General features: G+C 60.0%; 19 protein-coding genes and 2 tRNA genes. 9 read left to right on the top strand and 12 right to left on the bottom strand.

The window, feature by feature from the left end:
- Window positions 1-5 precede the first annotated feature (5 nt).
- Together AMC99_RS03650 and AMC99_RS03645 are read left to right on the top strand one after the other, a co-directional pair.
- A complete protein-coding gene (locus tag AMC99_RS03650; protein ID WP_061922911.1) occupies window positions 6-1,454 on the top strand; it encodes an MFS transporter in 1,449 nt (482 codons plus the stop codon).
- Window positions 1,451-2,236, top strand: a complete 786-nt coding sequence (locus tag AMC99_RS03645; RefSeq protein WP_061922908.1) for an enoyl-CoA hydratase/isomerase family protein — start codon at window positions 1,451-1,453, stop codon at window positions 2,234-2,236. Before AMC99_RS03650 ends, AMC99_RS03645 begins: the two co-directional genes overlap by 4 nt.
- Window positions 2,237-2,311: 75 nt before the next feature.
- On the opposite strand, the gene AMC99_RS03640 is transcribed toward AMC99_RS03645, so the two are convergent.
- Window positions 2,312-2,401 (bottom strand) — tRNA-Ser (locus AMC99_RS03640).
- 159 nt (window positions 2,402-2,560) lie between these two features.
- Between AMC99_RS03640 and hspQ the strand changes: the two genes are divergently transcribed.
- Together hspQ and AMC99_RS03630 are read left to right on the top strand one after the other, a co-directional pair.
- A complete protein-coding gene (hspQ, locus tag AMC99_RS03635) occupies window positions 2,561-2,941 on the top strand; it encodes a heat shock protein HspQ (RefSeq protein WP_061922905.1) in 381 nt (126 codons plus the stop codon).
- A 43-nt stretch (window positions 2,942-2,984) separates the two neighbouring features.
- Window positions 2,985-3,587 carry a hypothetical protein gene (locus AMC99_RS03630; protein ID WP_061922902.1) on the top strand — a complete coding sequence of 201 codons (603 nt, stop codon included), beginning with the start codon at window positions 2,985-2,987 and terminating at the stop codon, window positions 3,585-3,587.
- On the opposite strand, the gene AMC99_RS03625 is transcribed toward AMC99_RS03630, so the two are convergent.
- On the bottom strand, window positions 3,584-4,486 hold the full coding sequence (locus AMC99_RS03625; RefSeq protein WP_083440076.1) for an ABC transporter permease: 903 nt from the start codon (window positions 4,484-4,486) through the stop codon (window positions 3,584-3,586). The two genes, AMC99_RS03630 and AMC99_RS03625, sit on opposite strands and share 4 nt — an antisense overlap.
- Window positions 4,487-4,557: 71 nt before the next feature.
- On the opposite strand from AMC99_RS03625, the gene AMC99_RS03620 reads away from it, so the two are divergent.
- From AMC99_RS03620 to AMC99_RS03610, 3 genes are all read left to right on the top strand, one after another.
- Window positions 4,558-5,247 (top strand): GcrA family cell cycle regulator, encoded by a 690-nt coding sequence (locus tag AMC99_RS03620; RefSeq protein ID WP_061922899.1) that lies wholly within the window; start codon window positions 4,558-4,560, stop codon window positions 5,245-5,247.
- Between the two features lie 68 nt (window positions 5,248-5,315).
- A complete protein-coding gene (locus AMC99_RS03615; RefSeq protein WP_061922896.1) occupies window positions 5,316-5,837 on the top strand; it encodes a DUF1993 domain-containing protein in 522 nt (173 codons plus the stop codon).
- A 10-nt stretch (window positions 5,838-5,847) separates the two neighbouring features.
- Window positions 5,848-6,798, top strand: coding sequence for a DUF481 domain-containing protein (locus AMC99_RS03610; RefSeq protein WP_061922893.1), 951 nt, complete (start codon window positions 5,848-5,850; stop codon window positions 6,796-6,798).
- Here the strand turns inward: AMC99_RS03610 and AMC99_RS03605 are convergent.
- From AMC99_RS03605 to truB, 4 genes are all read right to left on the bottom strand, one after another.
- A complete protein-coding gene (locus tag AMC99_RS03605) occupies window positions 6,795-7,478 on the bottom strand; it encodes a polyamine aminopropyltransferase (protein ID WP_061922891.1) in 684 nt (227 codons plus the stop codon). The genes AMC99_RS03610 and AMC99_RS03605 overlap by 4 nt on opposite strands.
- An 86-nt stretch (window positions 7,479-7,564) precedes the next feature.
- Window positions 7,565-9,853, bottom strand: coding sequence for a polyribonucleotide nucleotidyltransferase (gene pnp / locus AMC99_RS03600; protein ID WP_061922888.1), 2,289 nt, complete (start codon window positions 9,851-9,853; stop codon window positions 7,565-7,567).
- Window positions 9,854-10,029: 176 nt separating this feature from the next.
- Window positions 10,030-10,299, bottom strand: a complete 270-nt coding sequence (rpsO, locus tag AMC99_RS03595) for a 30S ribosomal protein S15 (RefSeq protein ID WP_061922885.1) — start codon at window positions 10,297-10,299, stop codon at window positions 10,030-10,032.
- Window positions 10,300-10,311: 12 nt separating this feature from the next.
- Window positions 10,312-11,313, bottom strand: coding sequence for a tRNA pseudouridine(55) synthase TruB (gene truB, locus AMC99_RS03590; protein WP_061922883.1), 1,002 nt, complete (start codon window positions 11,311-11,313; stop codon window positions 10,312-10,314).
- Between the two features lie 49 nt (window positions 11,314-11,362).
- On the opposite strand from truB, the gene glpD reads away from it, so the two are divergent.
- A complete protein-coding gene (glpD, locus tag AMC99_RS03585) occupies window positions 11,363-12,844 on the top strand; it encodes a glycerol-3-phosphate dehydrogenase (protein ID WP_061922879.1) in 1,482 nt (493 codons plus the stop codon).
- On the opposite strand, the gene AMC99_RS03580 is transcribed toward glpD, so the two are convergent.
- From AMC99_RS03580 to AMC99_RS03570, 3 genes are all read right to left on the bottom strand, one after another.
- Window positions 12,841-13,521 (bottom strand): site-2 protease family protein, encoded by a 681-nt coding sequence (locus AMC99_RS03580; protein WP_061922876.1) that lies wholly within the window; start codon window positions 13,519-13,521, stop codon window positions 12,841-12,843. The two genes, glpD and AMC99_RS03580, sit on opposite strands and share 4 nt — an antisense overlap.
- Before the next feature lie 152 nt (window positions 13,522-13,673).
- Window positions 13,674-14,252, bottom strand: a complete 579-nt coding sequence (locus AMC99_RS03575; protein ID WP_061922872.1) for a thymidine kinase — start codon at window positions 14,250-14,252, stop codon at window positions 13,674-13,676.
- Between the two features lie 93 nt (window positions 14,253-14,345).
- Window positions 14,346-15,542 (bottom strand): L,D-transpeptidase family protein, encoded by a 1,197-nt coding sequence (locus AMC99_RS03570; RefSeq protein ID WP_232301497.1) that lies wholly within the window; start codon window positions 15,540-15,542, stop codon window positions 14,346-14,348.
- Between the two features lie 224 nt (window positions 15,543-15,766).
- On the opposite strand from AMC99_RS03570, the gene AMC99_RS03565 reads away from it, so the two are divergent.
- A complete protein-coding gene (locus AMC99_RS03565) occupies window positions 15,767-16,246 on the top strand; it encodes a murein L,D-transpeptidase catalytic domain family protein (RefSeq protein WP_232301496.1) in 480 nt (159 codons plus the stop codon).
- Between the two features lie 58 nt (window positions 16,247-16,304).
- Here the strand turns inward: AMC99_RS03565 and AMC99_RS03560 are convergent, their stop codons facing one another.
- The 3 genes from AMC99_RS03560 to AMC99_RS03550 all read right to left on the bottom strand — a co-directional run bounded on the left by AMC99_RS03560 (window position 16,305) and on the right by AMC99_RS03550 (window position 19,095).
- Window positions 16,305-17,429 (bottom strand): DUF3500 domain-containing protein, encoded by a 1,125-nt coding sequence (locus tag AMC99_RS03560; RefSeq protein WP_083440073.1) that lies wholly within the window; start codon window positions 17,427-17,429, stop codon window positions 16,305-16,307.
- A 196-nt stretch (window positions 17,430-17,625) separates the two neighbouring features.
- Window positions 17,626-18,927 (bottom strand): APC family permease, encoded by a 1,302-nt coding sequence (locus AMC99_RS03555; protein WP_083440072.1) that lies wholly within the window; start codon window positions 18,925-18,927, stop codon window positions 17,626-17,628.
- A gap of 91 nt (window positions 18,928-19,018) precedes the next feature.
- Window positions 19,019-19,095: transfer RNA gene (locus tag AMC99_RS03550), tRNA-Met, on the bottom strand.
- Window positions 19,096-19,121 lie beyond the last annotated feature (26 nt).

Below are 19,121 nucleotides of genomic sequence, written 5' to 3'. Positions count from 1 at the left end.
GAGTAATGGCGAATGCACCAATGACGGCTGCACCAGCGCGCCTGCCGATCGGCGTAAAGATGTCGCACGGCATCGGATCCATGGCTAACGGATCGCTGCTTTACCTGCGATCGCTGATCCTGCTGTTCTATAGCCAGGTCGTGGGGCTCGATGCCGGACTCGTCGGCCTCGTGATGGGGGCATCCATCATAGTGGACGCCATGTGGGACCCGGCGATCGGACATTTCTCGGACAATCTCAGCAGCAAGCTGGGTCGCAGGCACCTGCTCATGTTCGCAGCGCCAGTCCCAGCTGCGATCCTGATAGCGATGTTCTGGAACCCGCCCGTGGGATGGAGCGATGCCGCTACGCTCGGCTGGTTCGCAGTAACCCTCTTGCTGCTGAACCTGACCTTTTCGTTCTTCGAGGTCCCGGCAACGGCACTGACCCCCGAACTCGCCCCCGGCTATCACGAACGCACCAACCTCGTCGCGTGGCGCTGGGTCCTGGGGACGCTCGGCGCACTGGCCAGCACCGTCATGGGCCTCGGCTATTTCCTGGCGCCGACGGAAGGGACGGTAGGGCAATTGATCCGGTCGGGTTACGGGCATCTGGGCATAGCGGTTGCGATTGTTTGCGTGATCGCGATGTTCATCAACGCCTGTGGCACGCGCCGCTACATCGGGCATCTTTACCAGCCGGAGGACCGGCATGTCCCGATGCTCGCCTCCCTGCACGAGGCATGGGCCACACTGCGCAATGGAAACATGGCAGTGGCAGTCGCGGCAGGGGCGCTGGCGGGAATAGGTTTCGGCATCAGGACTGTGCTCGAGGCCTATATTGCGACCTATATCTGGGCGCTTCCTGCGGCGGCCTTCATGTGGCTGGCACTGGCCAGCTTCATATCCGCTCCTTTCGGCGCGCTGATTGCCGGTATCACTGGGCGAAGGTTCGGCAAGAAAATTGCCTGCATGACCTTGTTCTTCATCGGCACGGCAATCGTGAACCTGCCGCTGCTTCTGCGCATGCTGGACCTCTTCCTGCCCAACGGTTCGCCGATGCTGTTGCCGGTGCTGGTGCTGTTCGCATTCTTTGGCGGCCTTCTGAACTATGGCGGCTTCATTCTCGTCAGCTCGATGATTGCGGACATCGTGGAAGAGGCGCAGGAACGAACAGGCCGGCGTTCGGAAGGGCTGATCACCGCTGCCGACCAGCTTATCCAGAAGGTTATCACGGCAATCGGCACCGCGCTGGGCGGCGCGATCCTAACGATGATCGCATTCCCGAGACAGGCGATCCCGGGACAGGTATCCCAAGTGACGCTGGATGCCCTCGGCTGGTGGTTTCTCGGCCTCGCCTCGATCCTTAGCTTCGCGTCGATCGCAACGTGGAAGTTCTATTCGATCGACCAGACTGCACACGAAGGGCGGCTCGCCACCTTCGGAATGAACAAGGTGAAAGCGACACCCCTATGAGCCATCTCGAACTCGAAGTCGCAGACGGAATCGCGCTGATCCGGTTCGACAACCCACCTCTCCAGGTGATGACGCCGCAGACGATGAACGAGCTCAATGCGATGCTCCCCCGCTTGCAGGAGAGCGATGTGAGGGCCGTAGTCTTCACCGGCAATGCGAAGTCGGGATATTTCATCCGGCACTTCTCGGTCGAGGAACTCGATGACAACACGCGTGGAGAGAATGCAGGCTGGGATCGCAGCATGGATGACGTGCTGTGGGACATCGAGCACCTGCCTGTCCCGGTCATTGCTGCGATAGAGGGCTCAGCCTGGGGTGGTGGCCTGGAATTCGCGCTCGCCTGCGACATTCGGGTGGCAAAGGACGGCGACTGGCGTTTCGGCCTTCCCGAAGTTTCTGTCGGCATCCTTCCCGGTGGCGGCGGAACCCAGCGACTGACCGAGGTGGTCGGGCGCGGGAAAGCATTGGAAATGATGCTTCGGCCAACGCTGGTCGACGCGGCCGAGGCATTCAGGCTCGGGATCTTCGAACAACTGGTGGAACGTGACAGCAGCGACAGCGCACTCGACCGGGCGATGGCGCTCGCGCGCGACATTGCATCGCGCTCTCCCCACGCAGTGCGCCACATCAAGCATCTGGTCAGAAGCGCACAGTCACCGGTGCAAATGGACGACTTGAGGGAGGAGTCCCGGCGATTTGCCGACCTGCTGACGACCGAGGAGGCAAAGCAGGGGCTGTCGGGAGCAGCGGCCAATCACAGGGCGGAACGCAAAGGGCAGTAACTGCCGGCCCGCTGGATCGACGAAGAACGAGGCTCTTTCCCCGCTGAAATCTATCAAATTTTTGTCGGAGGTGACTGGCGGAGAGGGAGGGATTCGAACCCTCGATACGGTTGCCCGTATACTGCATTTCGAGTGCAGCGCATTCGACCACTCTGCCACCTCTCCGCATGTCGGGTGCGCTTGATGGGCCGAAGCCCCGGTCGAAGCGAGCGCGCCCGTTAACCCATGCCCAGCCCCTTGCCAAGCCCCCAATCGTCCGAAAACTGGGGAATCTTCCGAAGCACAGCTTGTTTCGCAGTTGCGAAATCCCATATGCTACGGACTATGGAACGCTCAGTGTTCTTTTCGGCCCAGGCTGGCCGCACGATCGAAGTCCCTCGACATGCTAGCGCACGCTTCGGCATCGGTGATGTCGTCCGCCACCGCATGTTCGATTTTCGCGGCGTCGTGTTCGATGTGGACCCCGTTTTTGCCAATAGCGAGGAATGGTATCAGTCGATCCCGGAAGACATCCGTCCGGATCGCGACCAGCCCTATTACCACCTTCTGGCCGAAAACGAGGAGGGTTCCTACGTCGCATACGTGAGCCAGCAGAACCTGCTCGCCGATCATGGTGCCGGGCCTGTCGACCACCCTCACTTGCCGGAATTGTTCGAACAATTCGACGGTAGCCGCTATCGGATGCGCCGCGCGCTCACCCATTGATCGAGGAACGATTTCCGAAACGCTTTGGTGTAAAGGAGCGTTGATGGACGGCCTCAAATTTTCCCAAGATGCGCTCGACCTCGCCCTCAGGCGTGAATTGAGAGTCGGCGAACGTGTGGTGTGGCAGGCGCGCCCGCTGCCGCGTGTGCAGAAGCTCGCGTTCTGGATTTACCTGTTCGCCATTCCATGGACCGCATTTTCGGTGTTCTGGACTGTCATGGCCGCGCAGGGCATCGAAGCCAGCTCGGGTCCAGGGGGATGGCTCGCATGGGCATTTCCGCTGTTTGGAGTGCCTTTTGTGGTCGTCGGTCTCGGCATGCTGCTGACACCATTCAAGCCGCTTTATGATCGGAACAAGATCCTGTTCGCGGTGACGAACGAGCGTCTGCTGGAAATCCGGCTGCATGGATCACTTTCGGTAAGAAGCGTGCCCACCAGCCGCATCGGTCTGATCGAGCGGATGGAAAATCGCGACGGCTCTGGCTTCCTCAAAGTCGCCATCGGTGTCGGCAAGGATAGTGATGGTGATTCTACAGTCGAGCACATGGCTATCGGCCAGGTCCCCGACGTGATGACAGCGTACGAGAAGATTTCCGAGATCGGTCGACGCGCGATCGAGAAACGGGACCGGTCTCCTCTGGACTAATCCTTGAGCTTCCAGCCCGATTTCAGCACGCGGTAGGTCACGATCCCCATCACGAGGTTCAGCACCAACAGCCCAAGCCCTGCCATGGCGACATGCGCAGCATCACCCATGTCGCTTTGGCCCAGGAAACCATAGCGGAAGCCCGAAATGACATAGAAGAACGGGTTGGCGCGGCTGACTGCCTGGAAAACACCATGAAGGTTCTCGATGGTGTAGAAAGTGCCAGAAAGCAGGCTGAGCGGTGCAATCACAAAGTTCGTGATCGCTGCGTTGTGATCGAATTTCTCTGCCCAGATAGAAGTCGCAAGGCCGAGTATCGAAAGCATCACTGCCCCCATCAGGCCGAACCAGATAACCGCCCACCAATGTTCGACGCCAAGATGGATGCTCGGCCAGAGGACCATCGCGAGAGCCACGGTGCCGCCGACCAGAATGGCGCGCGTCACGGCTGCGGCGATGATACCTGTCATCAGTTCGCCTTCCGACAGGGGCGGCATCAACAGGTCGATGATCGTCCCCTGGATCTTGCCGGACAGCAGCGAGAAGCTGGAATTGGCGAAGGCGTTCTGCATCATGCCCATCACGATCAGGCCTGGCGCGACGAAGGTTGCGAAGGGGGCGCCCAGGACTTCGCGTCCCCCGCGTCCCAACGCGACCGTGAAGATGATCAAGAACAGCAGCGTCGTGACCGCAGGGCCCCAAATTGTCTGCGTGTGCACCTTGAGAAATCGGCGAACCTCCTTAATATAGAGGCTCCACAATCCGATGCGGTTGATGCCGGTGATGATCGGCTGCCCCCGCGGCGGAAACCGGGTTCCCTCCCCGGCATTGTCGATAGCGAGGGATGTGTCCGCAATGCCCATTTCGGTGTTCGGGCTGACAGGTGCTTGATCGGCCATACAGGCGCGGTTAGGGCCATGGGCAGCCGCTGGCAAGCGCGTCGCAGTATTTGAACAGGATTCGAGATTACATGAGTTGGACCGACGAACGGATCGCAACACTCAAGAAGATGTGGGAAGGCGGCGCGACCGCCAGCCAGATCGCCGACGAGCTTGGCGGCGTGAGCCGCAATGCCGTGATCGGCAAGGCGCACCGCCTTGGCCTCAAGGCGCGCCCTTCCCCGGTGAAAGCGAATGACAAGAAGGCTGCGGCCAAGAAGCCGGCAGTCAAGGCGGCTCCGAAGAAACCTGCAGTAAAGGCCGCGCCCAAGCCGGCCGAGAAGCCTATCGCGAAGCCTGCACCCAAGGCTGAAGAGCCGCGTGCAGCTACCGCTGCGAGCAGTTCGGTGCCTTCGCAGCCGGTGCCCAATCCGACGCCCGATCTGCCCAAGATCGTTTCGGTCGGCCCCGGAGGCTTCCTGCGTCAGGGCCCCGGCGACCAGCAGGCACCGATTCCGCCAGCGCCGCCTCGCCGCCTTGTCCCGGCGAAGCCGAGCCCGGAGATTGCCGACAAGACGAGCCTGCTCGACCTGTCGGACAAGGTATGCCGCTGGCCGATGGGCCATCCGGGCGAACCCGATTTCCATTTCTGCGGCGAAGCCGTGAACCCCGGCTTCCCCTATTGCGTCGAACATTGCGGCCGCGCCTATCAGGCACAGCTGCCGCGTGGTGCGCGCCGTCCCCCTCCGCCGCTGCCGTTCGGCGGGCCGCGCGTCCGTTAAGTCAAATAAGTTTTGGGCCTGGCAGTCGCGCGTGATTGCCGGGCCTTTTCGTATCCGGGAGAGAACCGATGCCGATGTCCCTTCACGCCGCCTATGTTCCCAGCGCCCTGCAGATGCTCGGCACCGCACGCCATCTTGTCGACACCGCCGAAAACTGGTGCGGCGAGAATGCCGTTTCGGAAGCCGACGTGATCGCATCGTGCATTCATTCGGACATGCTTCCGTTCAGCTACCAGGTGAAGTGCGTTGCCGAACACACGATGGGTTCGGTCGAGGGTGTTCGCAAGGGTTCGTACAGCCCCGATCTCAACCCGCCCCCGGCAAGTTTCGATGGCCTGCGTGAAAAGCTCGCAGCAGCGACGGAATTCATGGGAGCGCTGACCGAGGAAGAATTCGAGGGTTTTATCGGCCAGCCGATGCGCTTCGAATTCAAGGGCAGCGGCTTGGACTTCAAGGCCGAGGATTTCCTGCTTAGCTTCAGCCAGCCGAATTTCTATTTCCACTGCGCTACCGCTTACGACATCCTGCGGATGAAAGGCGTGCCCGTCGGCAAACGCGACTTCATGGGCCGTATCCGCATTTCCAGTTGAGAATTTCCAGATGAAATCCGCGTTCAAGCTCGCCGCCGCATTCGCAATGCTTTCGGCGCCCTACATGGCTCATGCCGAACTGCCTGAGCCCGTTCGGGCGATGATCGATGCAGCAATCGCCAGCGGCGATGCCAAGAAGGTCGCGACCGTGATCGAGATCGCGAAGCTGACCAATCCGGACGACGCGGAAGAGCTAAGCTCGATCCAGGCTGAATTCGACGAGCAGCAGGCAGTTCTGGCAGCCGAGAAGGCGGCAGAGAAGAAGGAAGCGATCCGCAATGCGGGTCTGTTCGAGAACTGGCATGGCAAGGGAGAACTCGGCGCGTTTCGATCGACCGGCAATTCGAGCAACACAGGTCTTGCGGCTGGTCTGGAACTGAAGCGCGTCGGCATCGACTGGCGGCACAAGCTCACAGGCCGCGTCGATTACCAGCGTTCGAACGGGACGACCACGCGCGAACAATTCTTCGTCGGCTACGAACCTAATTACCGCATATCAGAGCGTTTCTTCGCCTATGCGCTGGCCCAATACGAACGCGACGAATTCCAGGGATTTTCCGGACGGTATGCCGTTTCCGGCGGCATCGGTTACCAGATAATCGAGCGCCCCGACGTCACCCTGTCTGCGAAAGCCGGGCCGGCCTATCGCGTTACCGATTACGTCGACGGCACGAGCGAGAGCAGCCTCGCCGGCTTACTGGGGGTGGATTTCGACTGGAGCATTACCGACCGACTGAAGCTGACGCATGACACCAATGCCGTTGCTGAAACCGGCGGTGCGGCGACAGTGATCGTCGATGCCAACAATACCAGCATCGATCTAGTCACCGGGCTCAATGCAAAGATCAGCGACAAACTGAGCACGCGCTTCTCCTACGCAGTCGAACACGACACCAATCCTCCTGCGGGTTCGGTGAAGACCGACACGCTGAGCCGGGTGACGGTAATCTACGACTTCTAGGGTTTGCGTGCGAACCAGATCGTGTGACGCGGGCCCTTGTTGTTGGGTCGGGCGCGGACTTCGCGCACTTCCACATCGTAACCGGCATCTTTCAGCCGACGCGTGAACTTGTGATCCTGTGCGGCCGACCAGATGGCGAGGATGCCACCGGGGTTGAGCGCATCCTTGGCCTTGGCAAGGCCGGTCCGGGTGTAAAGCCGGTCGTTGGCATCGCGCACCACGCCGTCGGGTCCGTTGTCGACGTCCAGCAATATGGCATCGAATTTGGCGCAGGTTCCATCGTTGGCATCGTCGATCAGGGCCGCGACATCGCACAGCACGACCTCTCCGCGTCGATCACCCAGGCTATCACCGGTCAGGTGAGCCAGTGGCCCTTCTGCCCACTCGAGGATCTCGGGCACGATTTCCGCTACCACCACTTCGCCACCGCTTTCGGGGAGCGCAGCCAGTGCAGCACGGAAGGTGAAGCCCATTCCGTAGCCGCCGATCAGCACGCGGGGGCTGGCCACGCGAAGCTGCTCCAGCGTCAGGATTGCCAGCTGCTCTTCGGAATATTGCATCCGTGTCCCCATCAGCTCGTCCCTGCCGAGCATGATGATGAAGTCGCGGCCGTGACTGACCAAAGTCAGCTCGTCGCCACCCGGAATCTGTGCCGTTGCAATGGTTTCACGCGGTAACATGGCATTATCCTAGTAGATCGAGGGGTAAGGAAAAAGGCCGCAGGGATCGCTCCCCGCGGCCTTTCCTCTCCAACTCGTGGAAGGACTTAGTCCTTCAGGAAGTCCGGAACGTGTGCGGCACCATCGTCACCGCCCTTGTCGCCGTCACGTCCGCCGCGACGACCGCCACGGTCGCCACCACGGCCACCACGATCGCGGTTGCCACGCGGGCCACGACGGTCACCGCCGCCACCTTCGCGCTTTTCGCGAGGCGGACGGGTGTCTTCCAGCTCTTCACCGGTTTCCTGGTCGACGACGCGCATCGACAGGCGGACCTTGCCGCGGTTGTCGATTTCGAGGACCTTGACCTTAACTTCCTGGCCTTCGGACACAACATCGGTCGGCTTTTCGACGCGCTCGTTCTTCATTTCGCTGACGTGGACGAGACCGTCCTTGCCACCCATGAAGTTCACGAAAGCGCCGAAGTCGACGATGTTGACGACCTTGCCGTTGTAGATCTTGCCGACTTCCGCTTCTTCGACGATGCCTTCGATCCACTTCTTCGCGGCTTCGATCTGGCTGAGGTCCGAAGACGAGATCTTGATCACGCCTTCATCGTCGATGTCGACCTTGGCGCCGGTTTCGGCGACGATCTCGCGGATCACCTTGCCGCCGGTGCCGATGACGTCACGGATCTTCGACTTGTCGATCTGGATCGTCTCGATGCGCGGAGCATGCTTCGAAACCTCGGTGCGCGAACCGGTCAGAGCTTTGTTCATCTCACCCAGGATGTGCGCACGGCCGGCCTTCGCCTGTTCGAGCGCCTTGGACATGATTTCCTGCGTGATGCCGGCAACCTTGATGTCCATCTGCATGGTGGTGATGCCTGCTTCGGTACCGGCAACCTTGAAGTCCATGTCGCCAAGGTGATCTTCGTCACCCAGGATGTCCGACAGGACGGCAAAGTCGTCACCTTCGAGGATCAGGCCCATGGCGATGCCGGAGACCGGACGTTCGATCGGAACGCCAGCGTCCATCATCGAAAGACAGCCACCGCAGATCGTCGCCATCGAGCTCGAACCGTTCGACTCGGTGATGTCCGACAGGACACGGATCGTGTACGGGAAGTCGTCATGCGACGGCAGCACGTTGTGCAGCGCACGCCATGCCAGCTTGCCATGGCCCGTGTCGCGGCGCGACGGGGCGCCGAAACGGCCAACTTCGCCGACCGAATAGGGCGGGAAGTTATAGTGCAGCATGAAGCGTTCGTACGACAGGCCTTCGAGACCGTCGATCATCTGCTCGCTGTCCTTGGTGCCAAGGGTAGTCGAGCAAAGCGCCTGCGTTTCACCGCGGGTGAACAGCGAGGAGCCGTGTGCACGCGGCAGGATGCCGACCACTGCTTCGATCGGGCGAACCTGGTCGAGCTTGCGGCCGTCGATGCGGGTGCCGTCCTTGAGGATGGCGCCGCGAACGATTTCCGCTTCCAGCTTCTTCGTCAGCTTGATCGCGGTCATGCGCTGCTGGCCGTCGAATTCCTCCGAAGCGTAGTGCGCCTTGACCTTGTCACGGGCGGCATTGAGCGCGTCCGAACGGGCCGACTTGTCGGTCAGCTTGTAAGCTGCAGCGATATCGTCGCCGATCATCGCCTTGATGGCCGACTTCATCTCGTCATTGCCACCCTGCGACGCGACTTCCCACGGATCCTTTGCAGCCTGTTCAGCAAGATCGATGATCGCGTTGACGACCGGACGGATGTTGTCGTGGGCAAAGGCAACTGCGCCAAGCATTTCGGCTTCGGTCAGTTCCTTGGCTTCCGATTCCACCATCATCACGGCGTCGCCGGTAGCTGCGACGACGAGGTCGAGACGGCCGTCTTCGGCCAGCGCGGCGGTCTGCTTCGGGTTGAGGATGTATTCGCCATTCTCGAAACCGACGCGGCAAGCGCCGATCGGGCCCATGAACGGAACGCCCGAAATGGTCAGGGCAGCCGATGCGGCGATCATCGCCAGGACATCGGGCTCGCACTCGCCATCATAGCTGAAGACCTGTGCGATTACGTTGATTTCGTTGTAGAAACCTTCGGGGAACAGCGGACGAACCGGACGGTCGATCAGGCGGCTGGTCAGCGTTTCCTTTTCGGTCGCGCCGCGTTCGCGCTTGAAGAAGCCACCCGGGATACGGCCGGCCGAGGAGAATTTTTCCTGGTAGTGTACGGTCAGCGGGAAGAAGTCCTGCCCTTCCTTGACGCTCTTCGCAGCGGTGACCGCGCAAAGAACAACAGTTTCGCCATAAGTGGCGAGGACCGCGCCGTCAGCCTGACGGGCAATGCGGCCGGTTTCCAGAGTGAGGGTCTTTCCGCCCCACTCCAGCGATACGGTTTTCGTGTCGAACATGTATTTTCCTTCTGAACCCGCAGCGCCATATTGCGTCGGCGGGGCCTACAGTTCCGGGTAAGCCGTCCCGGTCCGGTTCGGAGCTGTCTGCGCTCCATTTTGCCGCTCTTGCGCCGGATTGCGCGAGAGCCGGATAAACGAAGGGCGGCCCGATCGAGCCGCCCTTACGGAAACTCTTACTTACGAAGACCCAGCTTCTGGATCAGCGCGTTGTAGCGCTCGACGTCTTTCTTCTTGAGGTATGCAAGAAGGTTGCGGCGCTTGTTGACCATCATCAGCAGGCCACGACGCGAGTGGTTGTCCTTGTGATGATCCTTGAAGTGTTCGGTAAGGTTGCGGATGCGCTCGGTGAGGATCGCGACCTGTACTTCCGGACTGCCCGTGTCGTTATTGGCCTGGGCGTTATCCTTGATGATTTCCTGTTTCTTTTCGGCAGTAACCGACATTTCTTATCTCACTTACTCAGCGACATCTGGAAGGTTGAAGCCCCTGACGACCTTCGCCGTCCCAGCATCGAGTTCCATCAGTGCCACCGGAACGTTGCCCAGCATCGCACAATAGAGCCCGTCGCTTTGGGGCATTCCGGAAAGAACCCGGCCCTGACGGGCCGCCTGCGCACTATCCGGATCGAGTTGCAAGGCCGGGATGTCGTCCAGCCCCGCCCCGAGCGGCAGGAGTAGGTCTTGAAGTGGCGCGCCCTTACCGATTTCGTCCAGTTTGTCCAGCGAAATCGCCTGATCCTCGCGGAACGGACCTGCCTTTACGCGGCGTAGATAGGTAACGTGGCCCAAGGTGCCAAGCGCATGCGCGATATCCCGTGCAAGAGAGCGGATATACGTGCCTTTCGATACATGCGCGACCAGCGTCACGCTGTCCGCCAGCTCCAGCGGAGCCGCGGGGTCATAGGGGTCCGGACGTCCGGCCGTCGTGGCAAAGCTGGAGTCGAGCTCGCGAGGGGCCTCGTAATCGCCCGGCATCTCGAGCGAATGGATCGTGACCTGGCGCGGCTTGGTCTGCACTTCCTCGCCCGCCCTCGCCCGGTCGTATGCCCGCTTCCCATCAATCTTCACCGCCGAATAGGCCGGCGGATACTGTTCGATCTCGCCGGTGAAATGGTCGAGTACCGCTGCCACCGCTGCGCGCGGGGGGAAATGGTCCGACCGGCTTGTGACCTCCCCTTCGGTATCCAGCGTATCGGTTTCCTCACCGAACTGGATCGTGAATTCGTAGATCTTGCTGGCATCGAGCATTCGCCCGGCAAGCTTGGTCGCTTCGCCCAGCGCGATCGGCAGCACGCCTTCGGCAAGCGGGTCGAGCGTCCCGCCATGCCCCACCTTCGTCTTCGCATAGCCACCGGTACGCAGGTTACGTTTGACGGCTGCCACCGCCTGCGTCGATCCGAGGCCGCGCGGCTTGTCGAGGATGAGCCAGCCGTGAGGCGCAGGTTTCTTCGTATCCATTGCGATGTGCCCCTAGCCAAACCACGGCTTCCACGCCATGCCCCATTGAATGAGCGCAGATTACGACCTTCTCATCATCGGTGGCGGTATCAATGGCGCAGGGATCGCGCGCGATGCAGCGGGCCGCGGGGCGAAGGTATTGCTGGTCGAGAAGGACGACCTTGCCAGCCACACCTCGAGCGCATCGACGAAGCTGGTTCATGGCGGACTGCGCTACCTCGAACATTTCGAATTTCGCCTGGTGCGCGAAAGCCTGATCGAACGCGAGCGACTGCTGAAGATCGCGCCGCACATTATCTGGCCGCTGCGCTTCGTGCTGCCGCATGACAAGGGGTTGCGGCCCAAGTGGATGCTACGACTTGGCCTGTTTCTCTATGACAATTTGGGCGGCCGAAAGCTGTTGCCGCCGACAAGGACGGTCGATCTGCGCCAGTTGCCGCATGCCGAAATACTCGAGGACCGTCTGATCAAGGGGTTCGAATATTCGGATTGCTGGGTCGAAGACGCGCGACTGGTGGTCTTGAACGCGATGGATGCGCGCGAACGTGGCGCGGAAATCCGTACCCGCACCGAGTGCACCGGCCTGTTGCGCGGCGACACGCATTGGACAGCAATGCTGCATGGCGAGCAGGGCGATGCGCGGGTTACCGCCAGGATCGTGATCAATGCCGCAGGCCCGTGGGTCGACGGCGTTCTCGACAATGCGATCCCGGGGATTAAGCACCAGAACCTGCGACTGGTGAAAGGAAGCCATCTGGTCTTCCCCAAGCTCTACGAAGGGCGTCACGCCTATATCTTCCAGAACAAGGACAACCGCATCGTCTTCGCGATCCCATACGAACACGACTTCACGCTGGTCGGCACCACGGATGCCCTGTTCACCGGCGATCCGGACAAGGTGGAGATTTCGAGCGAGGAAGCCCGCTACATCTGCGATGCAATCAACGAATACCTCAGCGTCGACGTCACGCCTGAACAGGCAATCTGGAGTTATTCAGGCGTCCGTCCGCTGTACGAGGACAATTCCGGCAACAACTCGACCGTGACACGCGACTATGTCTTCGAACTCGACGACAAGGACGGCGCGCCTCCGATCCTGTCGATATTCGGCGGAAAGATCACGACCTATCGCAAGCTGGCAGAACACGCGCTGGAAAAGATCGGCGGCTTTGAAGACAGGTCATGGACCGCGGATGCCTGCCTGCCGGGCGGCGACATCGATCCGGCGCGGTTCGATAGCTTCTTTGCCGAAAAGATGGCGCAGTATCCGTGGTTCGACCCTGAGGGCGTGCGCAGGTTGTTGCGGGCATATGGCACGCGGATCGATCGCATCATTGGATCAGCGGCAGATGCTGGAGATCTCGGCCAGCATTTCGGTGCAACGCTCTACGAAGCAGAGCTTCAATACCTCGTGGAAGAAGAGTTTGCTGCCAGCGCCGAAGATGTCCTGTGGCGCCGCAGCAAGCTGGGCCTGCACATCGATGCCGAAGGTCAGGAACGCGTTGCCGACTGGTTCAGCGCCAGGACCTAACCGGCGATCGCGTCGGCCAGACCGAGATATTTGCGCAGCGCCCAATCGACGGGCTGGCCGATCGTGTTTTCCAGCACGCCGAGCCCGGGCGCGAACCAGGTCAACAGTATCAGCCCCAAGAACAGCAGCATGCCGAACGGGCGAAGCTTTTCGTACAGGTGCACATATCGGCGCGGCATCAATCCTTCGACAATGTGCGACCCGTCGAAAGGCGGAATGGGCAACAGGTTGAAAACGCCGAGGAAGATGTTGATCAGGATGAAGTAGAACAGACCCTGAGCCAGCAGGCCCGGTTCTTCACCGATCGCGAGGCCGATGTCGTTCGCAGCAAGCCCGAGGACGATTGCACCGATGGCCGCGAGAATGAAATTGGTTGCAGGGCCGGCAGCAGCAACTGCCATCATTCCATAACGCGGATTATCCAGTTGATCCTTCCTGACGGGCACCGGTTTGGCCCATCCGAAGATCGGTCCGCTCACCAAGGCGAGAAACCCCGGAACGAGCAAGGTACCGACGGGATCGACATGACGCAGCGGGTTGAGGCTGAGACGCCGCTGTTCGCGTGCAGTAGGATCGCCCAGCCAGCTGGCGACCAGCCCGTGGGCAACTTCGTGAAAGACGATTGCGATGATCAGCGAAGGGATCAGCAAGGCCGCAAGCAGAAGAGTTTCGTTCATATCGCCTAGATATGTGCTGTCTTCGCCAACCGCCAGATCAGACGCTCAAATTCGCGAGCCGAGCGTGATCGACCCGGCTGTCGACCTGCTGCGCAGCGACCGCCTCCCGATTGCTTTAACGGAACTGCAAAGTTGTCGCTCGGTGTGACGATTTAGCCCGCCAAGGCCTGGCTGAAATGCTTGCGGCACAGGGCCACGTAACGGTCGTTACCCCCGATTTCGGTCTGAGCGCCCTGCGAAACGGCAGCGCCGCTTTCATCGACGCGTAGGTTCATCGTCGCCTTGCGTCCGCAATGGCAGACAGCCTTGAGTTCCACGAGCGCATCGGAAATGCCCAGGAGCGCGGCTGAGCCGGGAAACAGTTCGCCCTGGAAGTCCGTCCTGAGGCCATAGCAAAGCACCGGGATCCCGCCCTCGTCAGCTAGGCGGGCCAGTTGCCAGACCTGATCCTTGGTCAGGAATTGCGCCTCGTCGACCAGGACGCAATCGAGCGGTTCGACCTTGTTGGCCGCGCCGATTTCCTGCCACAAATCCGTGTTGGCGTCATATCGATGCGCATCCGCACCCAGGCCGATGCGGCTTTCGATCGCCTTCTGCTCCCCCCGATCGTCCAGCTTGGCGGTCCACAGCATCGTGTGCATTCCGCGTTCGCGGTAGTTAAAGTCCGCTTGCAGCAAGGTCGTCGATTTGCCAGCGTTCATGCTGGCGTAGTAGAAATAGAGCTTGGCCATAGCCCTGGTTATCGCGAGCGGTGCAGTCGCGCCAGATTTGGGCATGAACCCATGCACAGCGCTGACGAATGCCCGGGCTAAATCTTGCCTAGTTCAGCCTTCGGCGCCGGTCATGACGCAACCGGAGGCGGCCATATGAACGGCCTCGCCAGTTGCATCGGCGACCTCGCGGATCCGGCTATCCCTTCCGTAGAGGTCATCCAGCAGTTCGACACCGCCCCGCCCATCGCTGACCGCAGTGAAATAGGCGATATAAAGCGGCAGGGGAGTCGAAAGATCGATCTGGGTGGTCTTCCCGGCCTTTACGATCGCGTCCACCTCTTCACGTGTTTTCACGCCCTCGAGCAGTGTCGCGGCATAGCCGATGGCATCGCCCGTGCGGATACAGCCGTGACTGAACGCCCTTACCTCCTTGTTGAACAGGTCCTTGTTGGGAGTGTCATGCATGAAGACCGAAAAGCGGTTCGGCATCACCAGTTTCATCTGGCCAAGCGCATTGTTCGGCCCGGGCTTCTGACGATATCGGCCATCGCTCCAGACATAACCCCGTGCCCGTGCGAGCGACGGGTTCCGCCGCACGAGAGAACCTACGCTCTCCCTGACAATGCTGTCGGGGATTTCCCACCAGGGATTGAGGATTACCCCCGTGATCGTCGCATCGAATACCGGCGTGGGGGTGGACAGCTTGCCCACGATGACTCGCCAGTTCCCTGCCTTCTCTCCGCCGCGCCACAGATCGGCTTCGAACTTGGCCGTGTTGACCAGGACGTAGTCGCTACCGAGCGATCTGGGCATCCAGCGCCAGCGTTCCATGTTCCGTGCAATCGCAAGGCGCCGTGCCGGATCGCTTTCCTTGGCATAAGCTGCGCGGAGCGCCGAATATTCGGCATGCGCAGGGCGTAGCATCGCAAAAAATGTGTCTAGAGTACCGTCCGCAAGGGCATGGTCGAGCATGGGCGATAGTCCGGCGACACTGTCGGTATCGACGATGTTCCAGCCGCGCTTTTCCGATGCCCCTGCCCTTCCGACGAGATGCATTTCAGCCAGCTTCAGGGCGAGGTTACGGGCTTCCGCTGAAGCCATGGGTGCGCCCCCGGATGCGACCGCCTGATCGAGTTTGCGCGTATCGAGCACCGGCAGCGCATCCTCCGGTGCCGCAGAAATCCAGACTTTGAGCCGCGAGATGTCGGAGCTGGTCCAGCCGGGCACTAGCGATTGGGCCGCCACCGGTCCCGAGACGATCATGAAGAGGCCGAGCAAGGCCATGAAATTTCTCAGCAAACGGTCCATTCCAGTCCCTCGACTTGCTTCACGCCCTTCGAATCCCAATATCTTGAGTGTTACAAAGGGATCGCAACATGACAATCAGCAGGCGTCAATTTATTGGCGGCGGGGTGTCTTTAGGTGCCAGCATACTGACATCGTCCCCATCGTCGATAACCCATCCGGCGGCCAGGCCGGCTTCGATAATCCCCCATTCGCTGCCCGAAGTGCCGCCAGCCATATCGCGCGCATTGGACGCTCTTGCCGGCCATGCCAGCCGAATACCGTTTCGCGACAGGATCGCGGTTGCCGATTACGGCCTCAATTCGGGCCAGCCACGCTTTCACATCGTGAATGTCGAGATGGGCGCGATAGAGGAGTCATACCTGGTGTCGCACGGTCGCGGGTCCGATCCAGAGAACACTGGTCTGGTCCAGCACTTCTCCAATCGCCCCGGATCGAATGCATCCTCTTCTGGCAGCTTCCTCACCGCAAACACCTATGTCGGAAAGCACGGCAAATCGCGCCGGCTTGAAGGACTGGACGAAGAGAACGATCTGGCCTGGGATAGGGCCATCGTCATTCATGGTGCCGAATATGTCGATGGTGCCATGGCCGAAACGCAGGGGCGCGTCGGCCGCAGTCTCGGTTGCTTCGCCTTTGAACGAGGCAAGATCGCGGAAGTCCTCGAGCGGCTCGGTCCGGGCCGTTTGCTCTATTCAACGAAGTGAATGGAATCAGGTAGCGAAGGAGGGACTCTAACACTCGGCACGCGGAGTGTGACACAACCTAGTTTGGATGAGATTCCTGGTAGTGCCTCTGCAGCCACTTCGCCCCATAGTCATTCGATGGGTCACGCATGATCGAGTGCACGTGATTGAAACCGCCATCCGGCGATTTCTCGCGAATAAAGTCGATAAGAACAGATGGTCCCTGCACTCTGAACATATATCGACCTCTTGGCTGGTCGGTTGGTCCCCACCAGGCGAAACGGAGCGCATCCATTCCATCAGCCTCGATTGCTGCGCGTTGGCGTGCGGCTGCCTCGTTCGATGCATCTCCAAGGTATTCGTCCAAGAGATCGTCAAGAAGGCTCATTTGGAACGGGTCCAACCCTGAAGCAGCGATGCCATAGTGCGTTCTGGAATTGCTTTGAATTCCCGGGCCAGCGAAGACGCTCTCATCGACCTCCGCGCCAACCAAGGCCAACTCCAACTGATCTGGACGCAGGGTGCCTAGTAGTGCCAGCGCGCGATCGGCCTCGTGTTGCAAAATCCGCCATCCGGCATAGCGACCTTCAGGGACAACCTGTGGGCTTGCTCCGAGAAACAATGGCACAAACGCGATCCTGCCATGTGATACCGTGATGCTTGCCGCGAAATGGTGACCGGTCAAAAGCCACCCCCACTCTTCATCAGCCGGATCACCAAAAACCCTCACGAAGAATTTTTCGGCGTCATAGTTCTCAGCGAAGGAAGCCGCATTGGCCTTGTTAGGATCATCGTCCTCCATCTCAGCCAGCATCGAATCGACCATGGATCGAAGGACGTCTTCGTGCCACATGATAGTGGTCGTTTTGAGATAACCTTGGCTGGACAACGCCGCTGCAATCATCGCGTGAAATGCCGTTCTCTGGGCTACCGTCATGTCAGCGACAGCAAGCCCGTCACGCGGCGCCATGCTGATGGGAAGATTTGACCATTTAGTTCGGGCATTCACGTCATCGATAGTCGAGACAACCTGGGCGCGTTGCCGCTCATCCAAGGTGGCAATGAAATCAGTTGCCGCGATCTGCATGGCATCGACCCGCGCTTCTTCCAAAGCCAGTTCCGGTCGTTCATGTGCGGAAGCGGAAAGCCCAGAAATAGCTAATAGCGCAGCAGACAGGGCAAAAGGTATTGATAAGGCTCTCATTGCCAATCTCCCCGACCCGATGCGGAGACTATGGCAAGCGCTGCGTTCTGACAAATTCGATGAGAAATTTGGTAGCGGAGAAGGGACTCGAACCCCCGACACGCGGACGGCTCGATGCTTATTCGTTCGGATCAACGCTAAGAAACGCACTCAGAAAACTTGGATCAAAGTGCGTCTCAGCGTCGGGGTCTTTCCGTCAATCGAACTCTGGTTCAGGAGTGTCTACCGCCCCACGCCGTGCAATAAAATAGAGCGCAGTGCCGGCGACCAATAGCGCCACCAAAAGGGCAAAGGCGCTTGCAGGGGCTTGAATGATCGTGAACACCCCGAAAGCGACTGAGACCGCTATAATGGGCCACCAATAGGCGGCGAGATAACCGTCGTGCCGCTCGTCAGAACGGCGCATCAGGATCACAAAGGCCGCAGCAACGACCAACCAGGCGAGTTGAGCTCCCAAGGAAACCATGGTCGCGAGAAAGGTGAAGGCTCCGCTCGCAAGCAGTAGCGCGACCAGCGCCGAAAACAGCAGAATTGCGCGGTCAGGCGTCTGAAAGCGTGGGGAGACTTGCGCGAAGGGTGCAGGTAGCAAGCCACGATAGGCCATCGCAAAAATCACCCTTGGCCCAACTATGAAGTAGCTGAGCGAGTTCGTCGCGATGGAGAATATAGCGGCCAGACTTAGCAGTAGCGCGCCGCTTTCTCCCATGACATTTGCGGCGGCGCTTGCAAGGGGTGTCGCGTCGCCATCGCCTTTCGGCGCACCCGCGGCGATGTAGGCCCATTGCACAGCCATGTAGAAGACGATGATCACACCGAGCGACCCCACCATCGTCACTGGCAGATCGCGGCGCGGGTTCTTGAGTTCGCCAGCTGCATACGATGAGCTGGCGGCGCCCGAAAAAGCAAAATAGACCAACAGCGCTACGCTTTCGAACGCGCCGAAACTCGGCATGTCGAACTCTCTCGCAATCCCGCCTGAGGCGAGAGCCACCACGCATAACACCAGGATCGGACTGATCTTGAGCAAAGTGCCTACTGCCAGCCCACCTACGCCGTTCTTCATGCCGGATAGATTGAGGATAGTCAGTGCAGCCAACAGGAATGCGAGCGCAAGACCACGAGCAATCGGTCGGTCAAAGACAGGAAAGATGACCGAAAGGTAGGACACGAGAACGTAGAGTGTCGCCGCTCTCCCCGCTGCCATGGCGACGACCAACACGCAGCCGATCTGGAAGCCTACGAACGGCCCAAAAGCTGCCTGGCACCACAATTGCGGACCACCCGAAGCGCGGAACATGTTGGAAAGTCGCGCCGAGATAAAAATACTAGCACTGAACAGGACTCCGAATATCAGGAAAAGCCAAGGTGCGAAATTTCCTACTTCGGAATAGAGTATGGCCGGGAGGGCAAAGATACCTGCGCCGATCATGCCATTGACGCTCATCAAGGTAGCGCCCACAGGCCCTACCACTCGCGGCGGTCGCTTGTCTTCTTGCATCGGTAATCCCCCCGTTTAGAGGGAAGGGGCCTGACTACTGTGCGCTTGTCAAAGGCTTTGTGCATTGTTGGGCGTTGCTTCCCAGCATGCCTGGTAGCGGAGGAGGGACTCGAACCCCCGACACGCGGATTATGATTCCGCTGCTCTAACCACCTGAGCTACTCCGCCCCATGAGGGCTCTCGCGGGACCAAAC

Source organism: Altererythrobacter epoxidivorans (assembly GCF_001281485.1).
Taxonomy (GTDB): Bacteria; Pseudomonadota; Alphaproteobacteria; order Sphingomonadales; family Sphingomonadaceae; genus Erythrobacter; species Erythrobacter epoxidivorans.
The sequence above is the reverse complement of the archived record's forward strand: the minus strand, read 5'-3'. Positions and strand labels throughout refer to the sequence as shown.

Excerpts from the sequence above, each read along its gene's own strand:
- AMC99_RS03625 (WP_083440076.1), bottom strand. The coding sequence starts at position 4,486 with ATGGCCGATCAAGCACCTGTCAGCCCGAACACCGAAATGGGCATTGCG.
- AMC99_RS03610 (WP_061922893.1), top strand. The coding sequence starts at position 5,848 with ATGAAATCCGCGTTCAAGCTCGCCGCCGCATTCGCAATGCTTTCGGCG.
- AMC99_RS03575 (WP_061922872.1), bottom strand. The coding sequence starts at position 14,252 with ATGGCCAAGCTCTATTTCTACTACGCCAGCATGAACGCTGGCAAATCG.
- rpsO (WP_061922885.1), bottom strand. The coding sequence starts at position 10,299 with ATGTCGGTTACTGCCGAAAAGAAACAGGAAATCATCAAGGATAACGCC.
- AMC99_RS03560 (WP_083440073.1), bottom strand. The coding sequence starts at position 17,429 with ATGAGAGCCTTATCAATACCTTTTGCCCTGTCTGCTGCGCTATTAGCT.
- AMC99_RS03605 (WP_061922891.1), bottom strand. The coding sequence starts at position 7,478 with ATGTTACCGCGTGAAACCATTGCAACGGCACAGATTCCGGGTGGCGAC.
- AMC99_RS03555 (WP_083440072.1), bottom strand. The coding sequence starts at position 18,927 with ATGCAAGAAGACAAGCGACCGCCGCGAGTGGTAGGGCCTGTGGGCGCT.
- truB (WP_061922883.1), bottom strand. The coding sequence starts at position 11,313 with ATGGATACGAAGAAACCTGCGCCTCACGGCTGGCTCATCCTCGACAAG.
- AMC99_RS03570 (WP_232301497.1), bottom strand. The coding sequence starts at position 15,542 with ATGGACCGTTTGCTGAGAAATTTCATGGCCTTGCTCGGCCTCTTCATG.
- AMC99_RS03615 (WP_061922896.1), top strand. The coding sequence starts at position 5,316 with ATGCCGATGTCCCTTCACGCCGCCTATGTTCCCAGCGCCCTGCAGATG.
- AMC99_RS03630 (WP_061922902.1), top strand. The coding sequence starts at position 2,985 with ATGGACGGCCTCAAATTTTCCCAAGATGCGCTCGACCTCGCCCTCAGG.
- AMC99_RS03645 (WP_061922908.1), top strand. The coding sequence starts at position 1,451 with ATGAGCCATCTCGAACTCGAAGTCGCAGACGGAATCGCGCTGATCCGG.
- pnp (WP_061922888.1), bottom strand. The coding sequence starts at position 9,853 with ATGTTCGACACGAAAACCGTATCGCTGGAGTGGGGCGGAAAGACCCTC.
- AMC99_RS03580 (WP_061922876.1), bottom strand. The coding sequence starts at position 13,521 with ATGAACGAAACTCTTCTGCTTGCGGCCTTGCTGATCCCTTCGCTGATC.
- AMC99_RS03620 (WP_061922899.1), top strand. The coding sequence starts at position 4,558 with ATGAGTTGGACCGACGAACGGATCGCAACACTCAAGAAGATGTGGGAA.
- hspQ (WP_061922905.1), top strand. The coding sequence starts at position 2,561 with ATGGAACGCTCAGTGTTCTTTTCGGCCCAGGCTGGCCGCACGATCGAA.
- AMC99_RS03650 (WP_061922911.1), top strand. The coding sequence starts at position 6 with ATGGCGAATGCACCAATGACGGCTGCACCAGCGCGCCTGCCGATCGGC.
- glpD (WP_061922879.1), top strand. The coding sequence starts at position 11,363 with ATGAGCGCAGATTACGACCTTCTCATCATCGGTGGCGGTATCAATGGC.